Genomic DNA, 22,927 nt, shown 5'->3' with positions numbered 1-22,927 from the left:
CGCGTTATCGGGCGGACGGGGTGATCGAGTACAAGGGCCGTCTCGACCACCAGGTGAAAATCCGCGGCCTGCGCATTGAATTGGGCGAGATCGAGACACGCCTGCTCGAGCACCCGAGCGTGCGCGAGGCGGTGGTGCTGGACATCGACGGGCCCGGTGGCAAGCAGCTGGCGGGGTATCTGGTGGTCGGCGAAGCACCGGCCGACCCGCAGCAGCAGAACGCACTGCGCAGCGAACTGCGCGAGCACCTCAGGCACGGGCTGGCCGACTACATGGTCCCGACCCACCTGTTGTTCCTCGAGCGCCTGCCGGTAACGGCCAACGGCAAGCTCGACCGCAAAGCCCTGCCCAAACCCGACGCAAGCGTGCTGCAGGACAGCTACGTGGCCCCGCGCAGCGAGCTGGAACAACAGATTGCGACGATCTGGGCCGAGGTCCTGAAGCTCGATCGGGTCGGCGTGACGGACAACTTCTTCGAACTGGGCGGGGATTCGATCATCTCGATCCAGGTGGTCAGCCGGGCGAGACAGGCCGGGATCCACTTCACACCCAAAGCGCTGTTCCAGCATCAGACCGTACAAGACCTGGCCTCGGTGGCCACGCGCATGGAAGGCAGCGGCCCGCAGATCGACCAGGCCCCGGTGGTCGGCGAGACACGCTTGCTGCCTATCCAGCAGGCGTTTTTCGAACAGTCGATCGCCGAGCCTCATCACTGGAACCAGGCGGTCCTGCTTGCTTCGACGAGGCTCATCGATGGCGCCGCGCTGGAAAAGGCCTTGCACACGCTGGTCGAGCATCACGATGCGTTGCGCCTGCGCTTCACGCCACAACAGGACGCAGGCGCATGGCTCGCCGCCCATTGCGCCCCGGGCGACGTTGAGGCCGGGCTGCTGTGGGCAGAGACCCTGACCGACGCGAACGCGCTACAAGCCCTGTGCGAGCGAGCGCAGCGCAGCCTGAACCTGCAACAGGGTCCGCTGTTGCGCGCTGTACTGGCGACCTTGCCCGATGGCAGCCAGCGCCTGCTCCTGGTGATTCATCACCTGGCGGTGGACGGGGTGTCCTGGCGCATTCTCCTGGAGGACCTGCAGAACGCCTATGACCGCCACGTGGCAGGCCAACCTGCCGTGCTGCCCGCCAGGACCACCTCGACCAAAGCCTGGGCCGAACGGCTGCAGGCCTACGCGCAGAGCGATGCAGTGCAGGCAGAGCTCGGTTACTGGCAGTCGCAGTTGCAAGGGGTCGACGCGCAACTGCCCCAGGACAGGGCTGATGGATCGCTGCATGGCCGCCACACCGCGACGGTGCATGCGCGCCTGGACCGGCAGCAAACGTCGCGGCTGTTACAACAGGCGCCAGCCGCCTACCGCACCCAGGTCAACGACTTGCTGCTGACCGCCCTGGCCCGTGTGATCGCCCGTTGGACGCAGCGCGATGAGGTGCTGGTGCAACTGGAAGGGCATGGCCGTGAAGACCTGTTCGATGCGGTCGACCTGACCCGTACTGTCGGCTGGTTGACCAGCCTGTTCCCGGTGAAGCTGACAGCGGCGCCGACCCTCGATGCCTCGATCAAGCAGATCAAGGAACAACTCCGCGCGATCCCCGACAAGGGCATCGGTTATGGCGCGCTGCGTTATCTGGGGGATTCGCACGCACGGGATGTGCTGGCTCGCCTGCCAGTGCCCCCCATCACGTTCAATTACCTGGGGCAGCTTGACAGCACCTTTGCCGAAAGCCCAGGCACAGCCACGGAGCGATTCCTGCAGCCGGCCAGCGAGAGCAGCGGGGCTAGCCAGTCTGCCGAGGCCTTGCTGGAAAACCTGCTGTCCATCAACGGGCAGGTCTACGCTGGCGAGCTGAGCCTTGCCTGGACGTTCAGCCAGGACATGTTCGACCGCGCCACGGTACAGGCCGTGGCCGACGACTATGTCAGCGAACTTCAGGCGCTGATCGACCATTGCGTCAATCAGGACGTAGTCGCCCTGACACCGTCCGATGTCCCGCTGGCTGCGCTGGATCAGGCCCAGCTGGATGCCTTGCCGATTCCGGCAGGTGCCATCGAGGACATCTATCCGCTTTCGCCCATGCAGCAGGGCATGCTGTTTCACACGGTCTTCGAGCAAGGCCAGGGCGAGTATGTCAATCAGATGCGCGTCAACGTTTCGGGCCTGGATATCGAGCGGTTCAAGCGTGCCTGGCAGGCAATGCTGGACCGACACGACGTGTTGCGCGCCGCATTCGTCGCCAACCTTGAACGCCCGGTGCAGGTGATCCGCAAACACGTCGAGCTGCCGTTCGACGTGCTGGACTGGACCGCGCAGGAGGACATCGAGGGGCGGCTGGATGCCTGGGCCGAGGCCGATCGTCGGCGTGGCTTCGACCTGCAGGCGGCACCCTTGTTGCGACTGACAGTCATCCAGACAGACAGTGCGCAGCATCACCTGGTCTTCACCAGTCACCATATCCTGATGGATGGCTGGAGCAATGCGCAGCTGCTGGGCGAGGTGTTGCAGCACTACGCGGGCGTTGCTTTGGCGCGACCGGCCGGGCGCTACCGCGACTATATCGAATGGCTGCAGCGCCAGGATGCCGAGCAGAGCGAGACGTTCTGGCGCCAGCAATTGCTGCACCTCAGCGAGCCCACGCGACTGGCCCAGGCGCTACGCCTGGATAGAAGCCGCGCGGACACCGGCCATGGCGAACATCATCAGACGCTCGACGCTGCCTGCGCCCAGGCGTTGAGCGCGTTTGCAAGGCAACGACGGGTGACGGTCAATACCTTGCTGCAGGCAGCCTGGCTGCTGCTGTTGCACCGCTATACCGGCCAGGAAGGCGTGGCATTCGGTGCCACGGTTGCCGGCCGGCCGGCGGACCTGCGTGGCGTCGAGCACCAGCTGGGCCTGTTCATCAACACGCTACCAGTGGCAGCCAGGCTGCAGCCTGACCTGCGGGTGGGGGAGTGGGTCGAACGTCTGCAGGCACAGAACCTGAGCATGCGCGAACATGAACACACGCCGCTCTACGACATTCAGCGTTGGGCGGGCTCGGCCGGTGAGCCGTTGTTCGACACGCTGCTGGTGTTCGAGAACTACCCGGTCGGGGAAGTCCTGCAGCAGGGCTCCAGCGGAGGCCTGGCGTTTTCAGGCACGCAGAATCGCGAGCGGACCAACTATCCGCTGACGCTGATGATCGAGTCGGGCAATGCCCTGACGATCCACTACCACTACGACCGCAGTCACCTCGGCGACACCGGCGTCGAGCAGATCGCCCGGCACTTTGCCAATCTGCTGAACGCCCTGGTGCAGCACGCCGATACCCCGGTCGGTGAACTGCAGATGCTCGATGACGAAGAGCGACAGCGCATCGTCCACGACTGGAACCGTACCCAGATGCAGTACCCGCATGAGCGCAGCCTGCCCGAGCTGTTCGAAATGCAGGTCGCGCGCACCCCTGAGGCCCCGGCACTGTTGTTTGCCGAGCAGACCTTGAGCTATGGCGAGCTCAATCAGCGCGCCAACCGCCTGGCGGGCAAGCTGCGCACAATGGGCGTCGGGCCGGATGTGCTGGTCGCGATTGCCGTCGAGCGATCAGTGGAAATGGTCGTTGGCCTGCTGGCGATCCTCAAGGCCGGTGGCGCCTATGTGCCATTGGACCCGGAGTATCCGCGCGAGCGCCTGGGGTACATGATGGAGCAGAGCGGGGCGCATCTGCTGCTGACCCTCAGCCATCTGCTGCCGCAGCTGCCCACCCACAGCGCGCAAACCTGGTGCCTGGACAGCGACTGGCATCAGGTGGCGGCCTTCGATGGCGAGAACCTCGGTATCGTGCAGCATCCCGAGCACCTTGCCTATTGCATCTACACCTCCGGTTCCACCGGTCGGCCCAAGGGGGTCGAGGTGCGCCACCAGGCACTGGTCAACTTCCTTGCCAGCATGGCGGTCGAGCCTGGGATCGACGCCGGCGATCGGGTCCTGGCGCTGACCTCGCTGTCGTTCGACATTGCCGGCCTGGAGCTGTACCTGCCGTTGCTGGCCGGGGCTTCGGTGGTGCTGATCGGCGAGCGCCAGAACAAGGATCCGTCGGCGCTGCAGGCTGTGATCGAGCGCCACGCCATCACCACCCTCCAGGCCACACCTTCGACTTGGCGCATGCTGCTGCAGGCGCTGCCTGCGCAGACCCTGCGCGGTTGCAAGGTCATCAGTGGCGGTGAGGCGCTGCCTGTCGACCTCGCCGAGCAGTTGCTGGCGCTGTGCGGGCGCATCTGGAACCTGTACGGGCCAACCGAGACGACGATCTGGTCGGCGGCGTACTGCCTGGACAACCAACATCCCTTGCCGTTGCTGGGCAAGCCGATCGCCAACACGACCTTGCAGGTCATGGCGCACGATCTGTCGACTGCCGCGATCGGCATGGCCGGGGAACTGATGATCGGTGGCGATGGCCTGGCGCGGGGTTATCAGCGCCGCGCGGCATTGACGGCCGAGCGCTTCGTCCCGGACCCATACGATCGCAGCGGGCAGGGTGGTGGCCGGCTTTACCGTACCGGTGACCTGGCCAGCTATCGCAGCGATGGGGTGCTCGAGTACGTGGGCCGCATCGACCACCAGGTAAAGGTGCGTGGCTATCGCATCGAACTGGGCGAGATCGAGGCAAGGCTGATCGATGATCCCGCTGTGCGCGAGGCGGTGGTCATCGACATCGATGGCCCTGGTGGCAAGCAACTGGCCGGCTACCTGGTCTCGAGCGGCGAAGCAGCGGTCGCGACGGAGGAACAGCGCAGCGCCCTGCGTCGCCATCTGCGCGAACAGCTGCGCGCGACCTTGCCGGATTACATGGTCCCCGCGTACCTCACCTGGCTCGATGCACTGCCGCTGACACCCAACGGCAAGCTCGACCGCAAAGCGTTGCCCCAGCCTGATCCTGGCGTATCGCAGCAAGGCCATGTCGCGCCGCAGAGCGAGGTGGAGCAGCAGATCGCTGCCGTCTGGGCGCAGCTGCTGAATGTCGAGAAGGTCGGCCTCAATGACAATTTCTTCGAGTTGGGAGGGCACTCGCTGTTGGCGCTATCAGTGCTCTCGCGCTTGCAACTTTCGCTGGGATTGACCGTGGAACCGGCCGTTCTCTTCCAGCACCCGGTCCTTGGCGATTTTGCCAGATACATCGAATCCATCGGCGATGCGTCGGCTTTCGACGAAAAACTGCAGCGTCTGGATAGGCTTTTTGAAGAGTTCGAGGTGAATGAATGAGTAACGATGCCGCGCTGAATATCGCCACGCGTTTTGTCACGCTGCCGCTGGCCAAGCGCAAGCTGTATCTGCAGAAGATGCACGCCGAGAACATTTCTCCGGCTAACTTGCCAGTGCCTTGCACCCAGTCGCTGTTCGACCGCGTTCCGGTATCGTTCGCCCAGCAGCGTCAATGGTTCCTGTGGCAGATGGATCCGCAGAGCACGGCCTACAACCTGGCTATTGCGCTGAGACTGCAGGGCGCACTGGATATCGACGCCCTGCGTGGCGCCTTCCAGGCCTTGATCGTACGGCACCAGACCTTGCGCACCACGTTCTCGCTCGATGACGAACAGCTCGTTCAGGTCATTCACCCGCCAGAATCGTTCGAAATCGACGCGCAACCCGTCGACGTCGGGGCGGCGCCGGAAACCGACTTACAGATCAAGGCATGGGTCGAATCTGAGGCTCGCACGCCCTTTGACCTGGAGCGCCAGTGGCCGACCAGGGTCAGGTTGCTGCGTTTGCACGCGCATGACCATGTGTTGATCATCACCCTGCACCATATCGCTACCGATGGCTGGTCAATGCAGGTGCTGGTCGACGAGCTCATCGGGCATTACGCCCACGCATGTACCGGCGAGGCCGTGGACCTTGCTCCGCTGCCCATTCAGTATGCCGACTATGCCATCTGGCAGCGGCACTGGATGGAGGCAGGTGAGCAGGAGCGTCAGCTGGCGTATTGGCGGGCCCACCTGGGGGATGAACACCCGGTGCTGGAACTGCCCAGCGACCGGCCGCGTCCGGCGACGCAGCGCTTCGAAGGCGCGAGCCTGAAGTTCGAGCTCGAATCAGCACTGGCCGACGCGCTCAAGCAACAGGCGCAACAGCAGGGGGTGACGCTTTTCACACTGCTGCTGGCCAGCTTCCAGACCTTGCTGCACCGGTATTCTGGTCAGGATGAAGTGCGTGTCGGGATTCCCATCGCCAATCGTAACCGGGTCGAAACCGAGCGGCTGATCGGTTTCTTCGTCAACACCCAGGTACTCAAGGCGCAGTTCGATAGCTCGCTGACATTCACGGGCTTGCTCAGCCAGATGCACAAGACCACGCTGGCCGCCCAGGCGCATCAGGACCTGCCTTTCGAGCAACTGGTAGAAGCGCTGCACCCGGAACGAAGCCTGAGTCACAGCCCGTTGTTCCAGGTCATGTACAACCACCAGGCGCAAGCCAGGGGAAATGCCCGGCGCCTGCAGGGTCTGCAGGTCGAAGGCATCGCCTGGGAGCGACAGACCGCGCAGTTCGACCTCACGCTGAACACGGTCGAGCATGAGCATGGGATTGCGGTAGAGCTCAACTACGCGACTGCGCTGTTTGAAGCATCGACGGTCGCGCGCATGGCTTCGCATTTGACCCACTTGTTGGAGGCAATCGCCGAGCGGCCTTGGCAGCTTGTCGCCGAGTTGCCGATGCTCGGGCAGCAAGAGCATCGCCAGATTGTGGAGCAGTGGAACAGCACTCAAGCGTCCTACCCTGCCGACCAGGGCATGCATCAGCTGATCGAAGCGCAAGCCCGTGCGACGCCCCAGGCCCCTGCGGTGCTGTTCGGCGAGGATGTGTTGACCTACCGTCAACTGAACCAGCGCGCCAACCGGCTCGCTCACGCGTTGCGCGACAAAGGCGTGGGCCCGGACGTGCTGGTAGGGATCGCGGTGGAGCGTTCGCTCGAGATGGTGGTCGGGCTGCTCGCCGTTCTGAAGGCCGGGGGCGCCTATGTGCCGTTCGATCCCGACTACCCGGCCGAGCGCCTGGCCTACATGATGGAGGACAGCGGCATTCGTCTGCTGCTGACCCAGACTACCCTGCGCGACCAGTTGCCAATCGCCCCCAGCATGGCCTGCATTGTGCTTGATGACGCAGATGAATGGCTGGCTGCCTATAGCGACGTCGACCCTGTCAACCTCAGCGTGCCGGCCGATCTGGCCTACGTGATCTACACGTCGGGCTCGACCGGCAGGCCCAAGGGCGCCGGCAACACGCACCAGGCGCTGGTCAACCGGCTCTGGTGGATGCAGAAGGCCTACGGTCTGGATCACGGCGATACCGTGCTGCAGAAGACGCCCTTCAGCTTTGACGTATCGGTGTGGGAATTCTTCTGGCCACTGTTCACCGGTGCGCGGCTGGCAGTGGCTCGCCCTGGCGATCACCGGGACCCCGAACGCCTGGTGGAGGCGATCAGGCAACACAGGGTCACGACCCTGCATTTTGTTCCGTCCATGCTTCAGGCCTTCATGACCAGCGAGCACGTGGAGCGGTGCGAAACCCTCAAGCGCGTGGTGTGCAGTGGCGAAGCATTGCCTGCTGACCTTTCAGAGCAGGTCTTGGCCAGGCTCAAGCACGTCGGGCTTTTCAACCTTTACGGCCCGACGGAAGCGGCGATCGACGTTACCCACTGGACCTGCCAGGCGCAAGCCAATGGCAGTGTGCCGATCGGCACACCTATCGACAACCTCAAGACCCATGTCCTCAGCAGTGCCTTGCTGCCGGTGCCGCAAGGTGTGGCAGGCGAGCTCTACCTGGGTGGTGTGGGTCTGGCGCGTGGCTATCATCGTCGTCCGGGGCTTACGGCGGAGCGGTTCGTGCCCGACCCGCTTGATCGGAGCGAGCAGGGTGGTGCGCGCCTTTACCGCACCGGGGACCTGGCGCGGTACCGCTCGGGCGGCGTAATCGAATACGCTGGCCGCCTCGACCATCAGGTGAAGATTCGCGGCCTGCGCATCGAGCTTGGCGAGATCGAGTCCAAGCTCCTGGAGCACGACAGTGTGCGCGAGGCCGTGGTAATCGATATCGATGGGCCGGGTGGCAAGCAGTTGGCCGCCTATCTGGTGGTCGATGTACACGCTGGCGAGCTGGAAGAACACCTGCGCCGGCACCTCAAGGCCACACTGCCGGACTACATGGTTCCCAGCCATCTGCTGTTCGTCGACGCGCTGCCGCTGACCCCAAACGGCAAGCTGGATCGCAAGGCATTGCCACGCCCGGATGTACGTCAGCGGCAGAAACACCATGTGGCGCCGCGCACCCCTCTCGAGGCGCGAATCGCCGCGATCTGGGCTGACGTCCTCAAGCTTGAACGGGTAGGGGCCACCGACAACTTCTTCGAACTGGGCGGCGACTCGATCATCTCGATCCAGGTGGTCAGCAGGGCCCGCCGCGAGGGCATGACGTTCACGCCCAAACAGCTATTCCAGCTGCAGACAGTCGAGGGGCTGGCGGCCGTGGTCGCCAAGGGGCACGCCCCGGCCATGCAGATTGATCAGGGCGCGGTGCAGGGGCGCATGCAGCTCTTGCCGATTCACCAGGCATTCTTCAACGAAGACATCGCCGATCGTCACCACTGGAACCAGGCCCTTCTGCTCAAGCCCGGACAGGCCTTGGACAGCAACGTGCTCGACCGCGCGCTGCAAGCGCTGCTGGCCCATCACGATGCGTTGCGCGTGAGCTTCCAGCAGGAAGACGGCAGCACTTGGTCGGCCTGCTATCGCCAGATCGGCGAGCCAGCCCAGGCGACTTGCCTGTGGCAAGCGCAACTTCAGCACCCGTCCGAACTGCAGGCGCTGTGCGACAAGGCGCAACGCAGCCTCGATCTGCACCAAGGGCCACTGCTGCGAGCCGTGCTGGCAGACCTGCCCGACGGTAACCAGCGGCTACTGCTGGTGATCCACCACCTGGCGGTGGATGGCGTTTCATGGCGAATTCTGCTCGAAGACCTGCAGGCCGCCTACCGTCAGGAGGCGCTGGGTCAGACCATTTCCCTGCCAGCCAAGACCAGTTCCGTCAAGGCATGGGCCGAGGCGCTGCAGACGTACGCCAACAGCGAGGTATTGCGCAATGAACTGCCGTATTGGCAGGCACTGTCAGCGGTCGATGCCACGCTCCCTTGCGACAACGTTGACGGTTCACTGCAGGCCAGGCATGCAGCTGTCGCCCGGACACGGCTCGATGAGCGCTACACCCGCCAGCTCCTGCAGGACGCTCCTGGGGCTTATCGCACTCAGGTCAACGACCTGTTGTTGACGGCCCTGGCCCGCGTGATCGCCCGCTGGACGAAGCAGGAAGAGGTGCTCGTGCAACTGGAAGGGCACGGTCGTGAGGAACTGTGCGATAACGTCGATCTCAGCCGTACCGTTGGTTGGTTCACGAGCATGTTCCCGGTCAGGCTCAGCACCGCCGAGGCGATGGACACCTCGATCAAGACCATCAAGGAGCAGCTGCGTGCGGTTCCCAACAAGGGGCTTGGGTTCGGAGCGCTGCGCTATCTGGGCGACCAAGAGGCCAGCCAGGCCTTGGCCGAACTGGCACCACCCAGGATCACCTTCAATTACCTCGGGCAGTTCGATGCCAGCTTCGACGAGCCTGCCGGCGAACTCGGCCAGGCAGCCTTCCTCATGCCTGCTGCCGAGCACAGTGGCGCAAGCCGGGGCGAGACAGCGCCGCTGGGCAACTGGTTATCGATCGATGGGCAGATATTCAAAGGCGAGCTGAGCCTGAACTGGACCTTTAGCCAGGCCATGTTCGAGGTCACGACGGTCGAACGCCTGGCAGCCGAATACGCTCGGGAATTGCAGGATCTGATTGATCACTGCGTATCCGAAAGTGCCTTCGGCAGGACGCCTTCGGATTTCCCCCTGTGCAACTTGAACCAGGCGCAACTCGACGCCTTGCCTGTGCCCCTCGTCGAAATCGAGGACATCTACCCGTTGTCGCCGATGCAGCAGGGGATGCTGTTTCACAGCGCCTATGAGCAGACCGGAGATTACATCAACCAGATGCGTGTCGACGTTCAGGGCCTGGACGCTGCGCGCTTCGATCAAGCCTGGCAAGCGATGGCGGCGCAGCATGATGTGCTGCGTGCCAATTTCATCACCTTGTTCGAGCAGCCCTTGCAGATCATTCGTGAGCAGGTGCAGATCCCTTGCACCGAACTGGACTGGTCGGCGTCCAAGGATCTGCAACGCGAGCTCTGCGTCTGGGCCGAGCACGATCGTCGCAAGGGCTTCGACCTGCAGCATGATCCGTTGCTCAGGATAACCGCGATCCGTACAGGCCCCGATAGCCATCACCTGATCTATACCAGCCACCACATCCTCATGGATGGCTGGAGCAATTCGCAGTTGCTTGGCGAGGTGCTGCAGCACTACGCGGGGCAGCCGGCCGAGCGTAAGCCTGGACGTTACCGTGACTACATCCAGTGGCTGCAGGGACAGGGCAAGGATCGCAGCGAAGCCTTCTGGCGAGAGCAGCTTCAGGATCTGCAGGAGCCGACACATCTGGCGCAAGTGTTCCGACAAGGCAAGTCGAACAAGGACAGCGGTTATGCCGATCATTATCAGGTGCTGGACTGGCAGCCCACGCTGAGTGAGTTCGCCCGTGAACGACGGGTTACCGTCAATACGCTGGTGCAAGCGGCCTGGCTGTTGCTGCTACAACGTTATACTGGCCAGGAATGCGTCGCCGTGGGCGCCACGGTCGCTGGCCGACCGGCGGAAGTGGCCGGTGCGGAGCATCAGCTGGGTCTGTTCATCAATACGTTGCCGGTGATCAACCGGCTGCAGCCGACGATCACCGTGGAGCAATGGGTCACCGAACTGCAGGGGCGGAACCTGGCACTGCGCGAGCATGAACACACCGCGCTGTATGACGTCCAGCGCCTGGCTGGCGTAGCGGCGGATGGGCTGTTCGATACCTTGCTGGTGTTCGAGAACTACCCTGTCTCCGAGGCGCTGCGCGAGGGTGCTCCCGCAGGCTTGAGGTTCATCGACACGCACATTCACGAGCAGACCAACTACCCCTTGACCTTGGCCATTGGCCTGGGTGCGCAGTTGTCCGTTCACTACAGCTATGACCGTTCGAGCTTCAGTGACCGGGACATCGAGCAAATCGCCGGGCACTTCGCCAACCTGCTGCATGCCATCATCCAGAAGCCGCAGCGCCTTATTTCCGAGCTGCCGATGTTGGGTGTGGATGAATGCCGTCGCATCGTGGAGGAATGGAACCACACGACGGTCGATTACCCTGGCGCTCACTGCGTGCACCAGTTGTTCGAGGCCCAGGTACTGCAACGACCCGAGGCCGTCGCCCTGGTATTTGCTGGGCAGCAGCTCACGTACCGGCAGCTCAATGTCCGCGCCAATGGCCTGGCGCACCGCTTGCGCGAGCGCGGCGTGGGCCCGGACATATTGGTCGGTATTGCCCTGGAACGTTCGGTGGACATGGTTGTGGGATTGCTGGCAATCCTGAAAGCAGGGGGGGCCTATGTCCCTCTCGACCCTGAATATCCCCAGGACCGTCTGGCGTACATGATCGAAGACAGTCGAATCCAGCTGCTGTTGACCCATCGAAATGTCCAGCTACCTGCCTGTCCACACATCCACACCCTGATGCTTGATGAGCTGGATGACTGCCTGACGTGGCCGGCTGACAACCTGGCGTTTGCAGGGCACCCTGGCAACCTGGCCTATGTGATCTACACCTCCGGCTCGACGGGCAAGCCCAAAGGTGCCGCCAATACCCGCGAAGCGCTGCTGAACAGGCTGTTCTGGATGCAGGACGCCTACGCGTTGCGCACCGATGACAAGGTCCTGCAGAAAACCCCTTTCAGCTTCGATGTATCGGTCTGGGAGTTTTTCTGGCCGTTGATGACGGGAGCCCGACTGGTGCTCGCCCAACCGGGCGAACATCGCGACCCGGCGCTGCTCATGCGGCTGATCGAGACCGAAGCCATCACCACGTTGCACTTCGTGCCATCGATGCTGCAGGCCTTCATCAGTGGTGACAGCCCGCAGGCGGCCTGTACTTCGCTACGGCAGGTGATGTGTTCCGGCGAGGCGCTGCCGCTTGAGCTGCAACGCAGCGCGATGGCATTGCTGCCGGGTACCCAGTTCTACAACCTGTACGGGCCTACCGAAGCGGCTATCGACGTCACCCATTGGCACTGTGTGGACGAGCAAAGTCACAGCGTTCCGATCGGCCGGCCGATTGCCAACCTGCATACCTACATTCTTGACGATGAGCTCAACCCGGTGCCTGCGCCGGTCACGGGCGAACTGTATCTGGGCGGTATCGGCCTGGCCCGCGGTTACCATGAGCGCGCGATGCTGACGGCCGAGCGTTTCTGTGTCAGCCCCTTCGGTGACGGGGAGCGTCTCTACCGCACAGGTGACCTGGCGCGCCAGCGTGAAGACGGGGTGATCGAGTACGCTGGGCGGATCGACCACCAGGTGAAGATCCGTGGCCTGCGTATCGAGCTTGGCGAGATCGAGGCGAGCCTGCTGGAGCACCCGGCCGTGAAGGAAGCCGCTGTCCTGGCAATCGACCTGGCGACCGGCAAGCAACTGGTGGCGTTTGTCGTCATCGACCGTGAAGAACACCTGAACGATGTAAAGGCCGTACTGGCGCGACGGCTGCCTGATTACATGGTGCCTTACCATTACGTTCTGCTCGACAGCATGCCGCTGTCACCCAACGGCAAGCTGGACCGCAAGCGCCTGCCGATGCCCGAGCTCAAGGCCAACGTGCAGCAATACAGCGCCCCGAGCAACGAAGTCGAAAGCGCCCTGGCGCTGATCTGGCAGGAAGTCCTGCAGCGGGAACAGGTAGGTATTCACGACAACTTCTTCGAGCTTGGTGGCGACTCGATCGTGTCGATCCGCATCGCCAGCAAGGCGCGGCTTGCAGGTTACGACGTCTCTCCGAAACGGGTATTCGAGCACCAGACCATCGCTCAGCTCGCCGCGACGTTGGAGCGCCATGCGCCTGTATCCGAAGCGCCAGTCATTGCCCGAGTCGCCGTCAGTGAAGAACAGCGAGCGTTGTTGCCCCTGTCCGCCGACGTCATCGAAGATGTCTACCCGCTCTCGCCGATGCAGCAGGGCATGCTGTTCCATTCCATCGAGGAGAAGGGTGAAGGGCTGTATATCCATCAGGTCAGCCTGCCGGTGACCGGCCTGAAGACCGCACCTTTCATTCAGGCATGGGCAGCGGTGACCGCGCGTCACGAGGTGCTGCGTACCAGTTTCCACTGGGCCGGCCTGGCCGAACCGCTGCAGGTTGTCCATACACAGGCGCAGATGCCCGTAAGGGAAATCGATCTGCAGGGCAGCGAGGCGCCTGACGCGACCGTGCAGGCGCTTGCCCATGAAGAGTGGCTGAACGGTTTCGACCTGACCCAGGCACCTCTGCATAGGCTATTGCTGGTGAAGCTGGACTCGAACACCTATCACATGATCTGGACCAGCCACCACATCTTGATGGACGGCTGGAGCACCTCCCGGCTGTTTGCCGAGGTCATGCAGCACTACGCCGGCAAACCAGTGTCCGGCAGTGTCGGTCGTTATGGTGATTTCATCGCGTGGCTGCATGCCCAGGACAAGGGGCGGCAGGAGGCCTTCTGGCGTGAAAGTCTGGCAGGTGTCGAGCCTACCTTGTTGGCCCAGACGATTCACCCGCGACACAGCGCCAACGAAACCGGGCACAACGCACTCTATTCACGCTGGGACAAAGCGTGGACGACGCGCCTGCAGGATTACTGCCGAAGCCTGAGAGTCACGCCCAACACCGTAATCCAGGGCGCCTGGCTGTTGTTGCTGCAGCGCTACACGGCCAAATCTGCAGTCACCTTCGGGGCGACCGTCGCTGGTCGGCCGGAGTCGCTGCCGGGCGCGGACAGCACCTTGGGGCTGTTCATCAACACATTGCCGGTATCGCAGGAACTTGACCCGACCGCCTGCCTGGGGGACTGGCTCCGTGACCTGCAGGCTTACAACCTGGAGCTGCGCAACTGGTCACATACCCCACTGAACGATGTCCAGAGGTGGTCCGGTACCCCAGGTCAGACGCTGTTCGACAGCATTATCGTGTTCGAGAACTACCCGATCGACGAGAGCATGCGCGAGTCGTCCGATGCCGAAGTGGGCTTTGGCGAATCCAGTGGCGTGGGTGTGACCAACGTTCCCATGGACTTGGCCGTGCATCTCAACGACACCTTGTCGATTGAATACCTGTACCTGCGCAACAGCTTCAGTGAAGCGGCGGTACAAGGCATCCGGCAGACCATGGAAGCCACACTGGACGCCATGTTGAGCCAGCCTCGGGCGAGGCTTGGCAATCTGCAGTGCTTGCTGCCTGCCCAACTGGAGCAGGCAGCGCAATGGGGCGCCGAGCCTGCGACGGTCTATGGTACGCAGACACTGGCGCAGTCGATTGCAGCGCAAGCTCAGCGCCAACCGGATGCCGTCGCGCTGGTGTGTGCCGAGCGAAGCCTCACCTACGCGGAGCTGGAGCGGCAGGCCGAGCATCTGTGCACCGTGCTGCGGCTCAAGGGTGCCGCGCCCGAAGTGATCGTCGGCGTGGCCCTGGAGCGGTCGCTGGAGCTGGTCGTGACGTTGCTGGCGATCATGAAGACGGGGGCTGCCTATGTACCTCTGGATCTCGAGTACCCGGCAGATCGCCTGGCCTGGATGATCGAGGACTCGGGCATGCAGCTGCTGGTGACGCGCCACTCGCTGCTGCAGCGCCTGCCGTCACTGGAACGTGTACACGTCATCGAGCCTGTTGCTGATCAGCGGGTCCCCCAGCCGACGCTGCCTCCTGCGGCCATCGAAGACGGCAACCTGGCCTACCTGATCTACACCTCGGGCTCGACCGGCAAGCCAAAAGGCGTAGCTGTCGCCCAGGGCCCATTGAGCCGGCATTGTCAGGCTATCGTGGAGCGATACGAAATGGGGCCCTCGACGCGAGAACTGCATTTCATGTCGTTCGCCTTCGATGGTGCTCAGGAGCGCTGGCTGAGTACCCTGCTCTGCGGTGGCACGCTGGTCATTCGCGACGGTGACGTGTGGACAGTGGAGCAGACCCTGCAGGCTTTGTGGCGCCAGCGCATCACCATCGCCTGTTTCCCGCCGGCCTACCTCAAGCAGTTGGCAGAGTCGGTGCAGGCCAGCGGCGATCAGCCGCCACCGGTGCAGATCTACTGCTTTGGTGGCGATGCGGTGCCCGAACAGACGTTCGAGCAGGTCAGGAAGACCCTCAAGCCCACCTGGATGACCAATGGCTACGGCCCTACCGAAACGGTGGTGACGCCGCTTTTGTGGAAGGTGCCTGGAGACGGTCATTGTGCGGCTGCCTATGCGCCTATCGGCCATGCGGTCGGTCGGCGCTCCCTTCGTGTACTCGATGACGAGCTCAACCCGCTGCCTCCGGGCTTCGCGGGCGAATTGATGATCGGCGGCGACGGCGTCGCTCGCGGCTATCATGGCCGCCCGGCCCTGACTGCGGAGCGCTTCGTGCCTGACCCATTGGGTAAGGAGGGTGCCCGTCTGTACCGCAGCGGTGACCTGGTACGTAGACGGGATGACGGTGTGGTCGACTACGTGGGCCGTATCGACAACCAAGTCAAGATCAGGGGGTTCCGGATCGAGCTCGGTGAAGTCGAAGCCGCTCTGCGTACCCAGGACGGGGTGCGGGACGCCGTCGTTGTCGTGCACGAAACGACGGTGGGCAAGCAACTGATCGGGTATGTGGTAGGCGAAGACACGAGCATGGCGAAGGCTTTGAGAGCCGTACTGGCTGCCCAATTGCCGGAGTACATGGTGCCGTCGCAGATCATCGTGTTGCCTTCATTCCCGGTCACGCCGAACGGCAAGCTCGACCGCAAGCGCCTGCCGGATCCGGTATTCGAGTCGTCAGGGCATGTCGCTCCTCGCAATGAACAGGAGCGATTGCTGGCGCAGATCTGGGAAGAGGTACTGCAGGTCGATCCCATTGGCATTACGGACAACTTCTTCGAGCTTGGCGGCGACTCCATCCTCAGCCTGCAGGTGGTGTCTCGGGTGAGGAATCACCCGACCTTGGACATGGAACTCAAACTCCGTGATGTGCTGCGTTATCAGACGATCGAGGCGATCGTCGGCAAACAGGAGCAGGCCGACCATGCACCCGTGCAGGTGGCCGACACCGGGGCGGTCGACGGCCTGTTCAATCTGCTGCCCATCCAGGAGTGGATGTTCGCCGAGGCGCTTGCGGACCCCGCGCACTTCAACCAGGCCCTGATGCTCAAACCGCGCATCGCGCTGGACCTGGATGCGCTCGACCAAGCGCTTGCCTGCATCGAAGCGCACCATGACGCCCTGCGGCTGCGCTTCGTTCAGGAGAACGGTCGTTGGCTGCAACGCTACCTGACACCTGATGAGGCCAGGCAACCGCTGCTGCAGCGGGAACAGGCTTGTGACGAGCAGGCGCTGATGACGCTGGCGAATCAGGCTCAACGTAGCCTGAGGCTTGTCGATGGACCTGTCTGGCGAGCTGTGCACGTACAGCTTGCCGATGGGCAGGCGCGACTGTTGCTGGTCATCCATCACCTGGTCATGGACGGTGTGTCATGGCGGGTACTGCTCGAAGACCTGCAGCGGGCTTACCAGGCCTGTACCCAGGGTGACACGCCGGCATTGCCTGCTCGCACCACGAGCTACAGGGCCTGGGCAGAGCTTCTGCGAAAAGAGGCTGCATCGATTGGCGCGCAGCAGGGTGACTGGTGGCTTGCTCAACTCGAACCGCTGTCGAACGAGTTTCCTTGCGACAACCCGCGCGGGCGCAATGAGGTCAGCGAGCAGGCGGCCGCCCATCTGTACCTGACACGGGAAAAGACTGCGCAGTTGCTCAAACAGGCGCCTGCCGCCTATCGCACGCAGGTGAACGACATCCTACTGGCGGCGCTGGCACGTGTGCTGTGCCGTTGGAGTGGCGAAGAGGCCGCATTGATCCAGCTGGAAGGACATGGTCGCGAAGACCTTTACGAAGGCGTGGATCTGTCCCGGACAGTGGGCTGGTTTACCAGCATGTTCCCGGTACGTCTCGCCCCTGGCGAGGCTGCGGCGGTCGGTGAGTCGATCCTGGCCACGCAACGGCAATTGGCGGCGGTACCTGACAAGGGGGTCGGTTATGGCGTGTTGCGTTACCTGGGCGAACCTCGGATGCGCGAGCGCCTGGCGGCAGTAGCTCAACCGCGGGTGACGTTCAACTATTTCGGTCAGTTCGACCAAAGCTTTGACAAGCACGCTTTGCTTGAGCCTGCGCCGGAAGGGTCAGGCGATTGCTATAGCCCGAGGGCGCGCCTGGCCAACTGGCTGGAGATCGTCGGCCAGGTCTACGACGGCTCGCTTTCATTGCGATGCGTCTACAGCAAACGTCGTTATCGGGCGCAGACCATCGACGCCCTGATGGAAAGCTATCGCGAAGAACTTGAACTGCTGATTGATCACTGCCTCTCCGTGACTGGCGCTGCCTGAGTGCAAGCGCCAGGCGGTTTTTTCAAGGAATATCAAGTTGAATAACGATCTGGAAGCGTTTCTCGATATGGTTGCAATGAACCCACAGGATCAGGCCTTGCATCGGCTGGGTCCGGTGCAGGCACGCACCCGTTTCGAGTTGGCCACGCAGCGTCTTCGCTGGCAAGCGCCGCAGGACCTGGCGCTAGGTTCGCTGACCTGCACCGCACGCGATGGTACGGCTTTGCCGTTGCGTGTTTACAAACCTGCGCAGGCCGATGGCCGGCCCCTGCCGGTGCTGGTTTATTTCCATGGCGGTGGCTTTGTCGTCGGCAGCCTGGATTCACATGATGGCGTATGCCGTGAGCTGTGCGCACGGTCAGGCTGCGCGGTGGTTTCGGTAGGCTATCGCCTGGCCCCTGAGCACCGGTTCCCAACGGCTTTCGAGGACGGTTGGGATGTGCTCGAAGCGCTGCCCTCCATCGCCCAGGCACAGGGGCTGGACCTGCAACGCGTCGTCCTTGCGGGCGACAGCGTGGGCGCGACCCTGGCCACCACCTTGGCCCTGCATGCCGCCAGGCAAGGCCTGGCGGCCGTGGTACGGCCGATCGGGCAACTGTTGTGTTACCCGGTCACGGATGCGGGGGGCGAATACGCCTCGCGCACCCTGTTTGGGGAGGGGTACCTGCTGGAAGACGAAACGCTCGAATGGTTCTATGACCTTTATGCACGCGAACACCTGGATCGTCACGACTGGCGTTTCTCTCCCTTGCGCGCAGAAAGCCTGAGCGGTGTCGCTCCAGCCATCGTCCTGCTGGCCGGCCTGGATCCGCTGCTGGATGAAGGGCAAGCCTACGCTGAGCGATTGCAAGCATCCGGGGTGGATGTGGAAATCATCCTGGCGCAGGACATGACCCACGACCTGCTGCGCATGATGTCAGTGACTGCAGAAGTTTCGACAGTGTACAAGCGATTGGTCGACAGTCTGCTTGCGCTTATCGCCAAGGCACGATAGACCTCCAGCCCCAAGGGCATTGTGGTCGCGCTGAGCGCAATGCCCTGGCGAGCCCCGCGTCAGGGCCCTGCTGAATCAAGCAGACAGGTGGTGTAGGAACAGAGGAGGGAAAGGCGCCAGCCACCTTCGGCGGTGGCTGGCGCAGGGGGGGGATCAGTTTTCGTAACGCAGGGTAAGCGCGAAATTGCGTGGGGCGCCGTAGTAGTTGCCGGTGTCTTCGCTGAAGATGGCAGTGTAGTATTTCTCGTCAAACACGTTGTTGAGGTTCAACTGCACGCTAACGTTCTGGTTGACCCGAAAGTTGGCATTGAGATCGACCAGGTTGTAAGCGCTCTGGGTGATGTTGTTCAGGTAGAGCTTGCTCTGGTGATAGACGCTGGTACCCACTCGCCACTGGTCCAGCGCACCCGGCAGCTGGTAGGTGGTAGCCGCCTTGAACAGTCGCTGGGGCGAGTTTTCCGTACCGTAGGTGTCGCCCTTGTTGGCCCCGGCAACGTACTTGGGATGGCTGTAGGTGTAGCCCATCGAAGCATTCCACCCAGGCATCAGCTCGCCTGACACTTCGGCATCGAAACCGCGATTGCGCACCTTGGCACCTTCGGTATAGCAACGTGCATCGCGGTTCGGTCCGCACACACGACCGGCTTCTGGCACGACCTGGGGCAGGCCAGTCTGATCGACCTGGAACAGCGCCAGAGAGGTGTTGAGCCTGCCGTCGAACAGCTCGTTCTTGAGGCCGATCTCGTAGTTGCTGCCCGTGGTGGGGGCCAGCAGCTTGTTGTCGACACTGTAGTTGCTTTGCAGTTTGTAGATTTCAGTGTAACTGGCGTAGACCGAGGTCTGATCGGTGATGTCATAAACGATGCCCCCATACGGAATGACCTTGCGGTCTTCCTTGAAGCGATCGGTTTCCCAAGGTCCTTGGGTATCGTAATCGACCCAGCTCAAGCGGCTGCCGAGGATTACGTGGAGGTCGTCGGTAGGATTAAGACGGGTAGCCGCGTAGATCCCTTTGTCCTTGCGCACGTGGCGGCTTGGCGTAAGGTTGCCGACTATTTCCGGTTTGGGGAATTGCGAAGCATTGAAGTCGAGGACGTCTACCTTGGGGTAGATGCTCGGCGAGCCGGTCACGTACTGCAGGCGATCGCGGCGCATGCTTGTGCCCACGACCACTTCATGCTTCTGGCCCATCAGGTTGAACGCGCCATTCAGCGCTGCATCCAGGTTGACCTGCTCGTCATCGTATCTGGCGCTGTTGGGGTAGTACTGCATCGACGAGTCGGTCTCGCCGGTGTGATAACCGACCTGTGCCAAAAAGTCCGCATTGGACCAGATGAGGTTGGTCGCGACGGTCAGGTTCCAGTCTTCGTTGAACGAATGCTTGATATCGGCGAAGACGTTGCGGTTCAGCTTGTCCAGATAGGCCCATTTGCCGGCCAGGGAGGTCGAGCGGGAGAAGTCGTAGAAACTGCCGTCCTGGTGTGTTGGCAGGCCACCCCAGTCGTAACCATTGTTGTTGTCCTGCTGCAGCGAGCCACCGAGGGTCAAGGTGGTCGAGTCACTCAGGTCAGCTTCGCCGATGGCATAGAACAGCTGGTTTTCCTTGCCGGCATAATCCTGGTAGCTATTGCGGTTGTTGTACATCAGTACCGTTCGACCGCGCAGTGTCCCTTCGGCATTCAACGGACCGCCCACATCCAGCTGGGTGCGGTAGTTATCCCATGAACCTGCGCCGATCTCGGCCTTGAGCTGATAGCTCCGGGTAGGCCGCTTGCGCACCATGTTGATGGCTGCCGACGGGCTGCCCGCCCCCTGCAGCAGGCCATTGGCGCCGCGCACGATCTCGACCCGATCATACATGGCCATGTTATTGACCGACATGACGTCCATCGAGAAGCTTTCAGTCACGCTGGTCGGCAGGCCATCGACCTGCAGGTCGTCCACCTGGAACCCTCGCGAGTAATACAGTGGGCGCTCGGTGCCGAAACCCTTGACGGTATTGATCCCTGTCGCGGCCATGGCCACGTCTTCCAGGGACTGCATGTTCTGGTCGTCCATCTGTTGGCGGGTGACGACGCTGACCGATTGGGGCGTCTCCCGGGGTGACAGCCCCAGCCTGGTGGCCGTGCTGGTCACACCCGTGGTGTATGAGCCTGTGTTTTCGGTAGTTGCACCCAAGGCAGCGGACTGGATGCTCGTGGCATCGAGGAGCATTGCGCTGTCACCCTCGTTGCTCGCCTGCAAGGTCAATGTGTTGTCGCGCAGCTGATAGCGCAGCCCACTCTCCCCGAGCAAGATACGCACCGATTGATCCAGGCTGTGACGACCGCTTAACGCACCCGAGCGAAGGTTCTGCACGGCACCGGGCTCGTACAGCACTTGCACGTCGGTCAGTTCTGCAAACTTCTGCAGCGCCGAGCTCAGTGGCTGTGCCGGGATATTCAAAGTCAGTTGCTGATCTTGCGCCTGGGCCGCCAGGGGCAGCGCCAGGGTGAGGGCCAGCGCTGGCAGTTGTGCATTGAAAGCGCGTCGAAGGCCAAGCGCCCTGGTCAAGTGATTCAATCGAAGGTGGGTGGGCATTTCGGTGCTCGTTGTAGATGTTGAGTGGGCAGGCTGGGCAGATCTGTTTTTATGTCGACTACGGGTATGACGCACGATGGGTGACAAACCGGAATGCAAATGTTTCGCTTTTGTTGCATCAGGCGACGCACGTTTCGACCAGCACCCTACCGGCCTCCATGCGCACCAGTTGGTCGGCGACATCGAAATAGCGGTCATCATGGCTGATGACGATGATGGTCTTGCCCAGGCGCTTCAGTTCGGGGAGCAGCTCGGTATAGAAGATGCGCCGGAATGTCGGGTCCTGGTCCGCTGCCCATTCGTCGAACACCAGCACCGGGCGCTCCTCGAGCCAGGCGTTGATCAGTGCCAGCCGCTTGCGTTGCCCGGTCGAGAGGTCGGTGGTGGTGAAACTGCCGTCGCGGATGCTGACCTTGTGTGCAATTTCCAGCCGCTTGAGATAGACCTCGGCGCTCTCCGGCACCTGCTGCGCGCCCAGGAAGGGGTCGTCGAACAGGTAGTAATCAGAAAAGACAGTGGTGAAGAGCTGGCGGTAATCGTCGCGATTGAGCGCGGTGATGGGTTGGTCGTTGATGCGTATCTCGCCTTTTTGCGGCGGATACAGACCTAGCAGCAGCTTGATCAGGGTGGTCTTGCCACAGCCGTTTTCACCGACGATGAACACGATATCGCCCTGGCTGACCTGCAGGTTCACCGGCCCAAGGGTAAACGGCGCATTGCCGTCGACCGGAGGGAAGGCAAAACGCACGTCATGCAACTCGAGAGTACGCAAGACGGGCAGCTGGCTGGCCTTGTCTTCGAGCAGCAGGTGCGGCTCGGGGGAGGAGAACTGTTCGGACAACTCGGCAATCCGGCGGAAGGCGATCTGAGCCCGGCTGACGATGGGCAACGTGCCTACCAGATATTCCAGCGGGCCTTTCATGTACAGCAGTACCAGCACGAAGCCGCTCATTACTGCCTTGTCGCCGCTAGGCCACAAGGATTGCAGGGCAAGGGCCAGGCCGATAACCACGAAGAACAGCATCGAGCCGAAGGTCTTGGCGATGACGAAGGTATTGATGGAGCGGATCTGGATATCGCGTATCTGGTCAGCTGTGCCTTGGATATTGCGGCTGAACATGCGTTGGCGGCGCGCGCGGTGGATGCGCAGCTCCTTGGCTCCGGCGGCGATCGCATTGTAATGCCGTTGCAGTTCATCTTCGGCGTCCCGTGCCGCAACAAACCCTCGAATGCCCTTGGATCGGGCGATGTACTGCACGACGGTACCGAGTGCGATCGCTGCCAGCATCAGCAGGAACATCGGCCAGGAAAGCAATGCCAGATAGCCAAGGCAGCCCAAGGTAACGGTCAGGGCGATCGCCAATGGCGCGAAAGCGAAAGCGAAATCGCTGATGGTGTCCACGTCGTGCGTCAGCACGGGGATCAGTCGATGGCTGCGATAGCGCTCGATCTGTTCGATGGGGGCAGACAGAACCTTCTCGCCCAGTTCCTTGCGCAAGGCGGCGATGATGTTCTGGCCCACCCGGTTGCTACCGATGTCGGAAAACACCGAGCTGGCCAGGGCCACCAGGCAAAGCCCGGCGAAACCCCAGACAACGCCTTGGGTCAGGCCGCTGTCGTCGTGCAGGGCGCGGTTGATGGTGGCCAGCAGGAAGGTGATGCTGAGGCCGCCGACCATGCCCAGGATGACGGACAGCGCGACGGTATATTTGAACGGCTTGAGCAGGGCGAAGAGATCCTGCACGGCGCCGCGGGAGGACTGGGACATGATGGGCTCCTGAGTT

At 62.4% G+C, this 22,927-nt stretch carries 5 protein-coding genes; 3 read left to right on the top strand and 2 right to left on the bottom strand.

Translation table 11 applies throughout. The features are described 5' to 3' along the window. The 3 genes from ACK1VC_RS27040 to ACK1VC_RS27030 all read left to right on the top strand — a co-directional run. Positions 1-5,246 (top strand): amino acid adenylation domain-containing protein (locus tag ACK1VC_RS27040; RefSeq protein ID WP_449118157.1); only part of this gene is annotated, 5,246 nt, incomplete at its 5' end. Next, a complete protein-coding gene (locus tag ACK1VC_RS27035; protein ID WP_191086820.1) occupies positions 5,243-17,569 on the top strand; it encodes a non-ribosomal peptide synthase/polyketide synthase in 12,327 nt (4,108 codons plus the stop codon). The genes ACK1VC_RS27040 and ACK1VC_RS27035, both read left to right, overlap by 4 nt. A gap of 31 nt (positions 17,570-17,600) precedes the next feature. Next, positions 17,601-18,563 carry an alpha/beta hydrolase gene (locus ACK1VC_RS27030; protein ID WP_070086765.1) on the top strand — a complete coding sequence of 321 codons (963 nt, stop codon included), beginning with the start codon at positions 17,601-17,603 and terminating at the stop codon, positions 18,561-18,563. 153 nt (positions 18,564-18,716) lie between these two features. Here the strand turns inward: ACK1VC_RS27030 and ACK1VC_RS27025 are convergent, their stop codons facing one another. Together ACK1VC_RS27025 and ACK1VC_RS27020 are read right to left on the bottom strand one after the other, a co-directional pair. After that, complete coding sequence (locus ACK1VC_RS27025; RefSeq protein WP_095116953.1) at positions 18,717-21,143, bottom strand: TonB-dependent siderophore receptor; 2,427 nt, start codon at positions 21,141-21,143, stop codon at positions 18,717-18,719. A 118-nt stretch (positions 21,144-21,261) separates the two neighbouring features. Further along, entirely contained in the window at positions 21,262-22,911 is a 1,650-nt protein-coding gene (locus tag ACK1VC_RS27020; RefSeq protein WP_016488306.1) for a cyclic peptide export ABC transporter, read from the bottom strand. Positions 22,912-22,927 lie beyond the last annotated feature (16 nt).

The organism is Pseudomonas sp. XP2, from assembly GCF_053557975.1.
This window is presented reverse-complemented; position numbering and strand designations above follow the sequence as displayed.

What these genes read in the sequence shown, in the direction of transcription:
- ACK1VC_RS27035 (WP_191086820.1), top strand. Translation starts at nt 5,243, where the DNA reads ATGAGTAACGATGCCGCGCTGAATATCGCCACGCGTTTTGTCACGCTG.
- ACK1VC_RS27025 (WP_095116953.1), bottom strand. Translation starts at nt 21,143, where the DNA reads ATGCCCACCCACCTTCGATTGAATCACTTGACCAGGGCGCTTGGCCTT.
- ACK1VC_RS27020 (WP_016488306.1), bottom strand. Translation starts at nt 22,911, where the DNA reads ATGTCCCAGTCCTCCCGCGGCGCCGTGCAGGATCTCTTCGCCCTGCTC.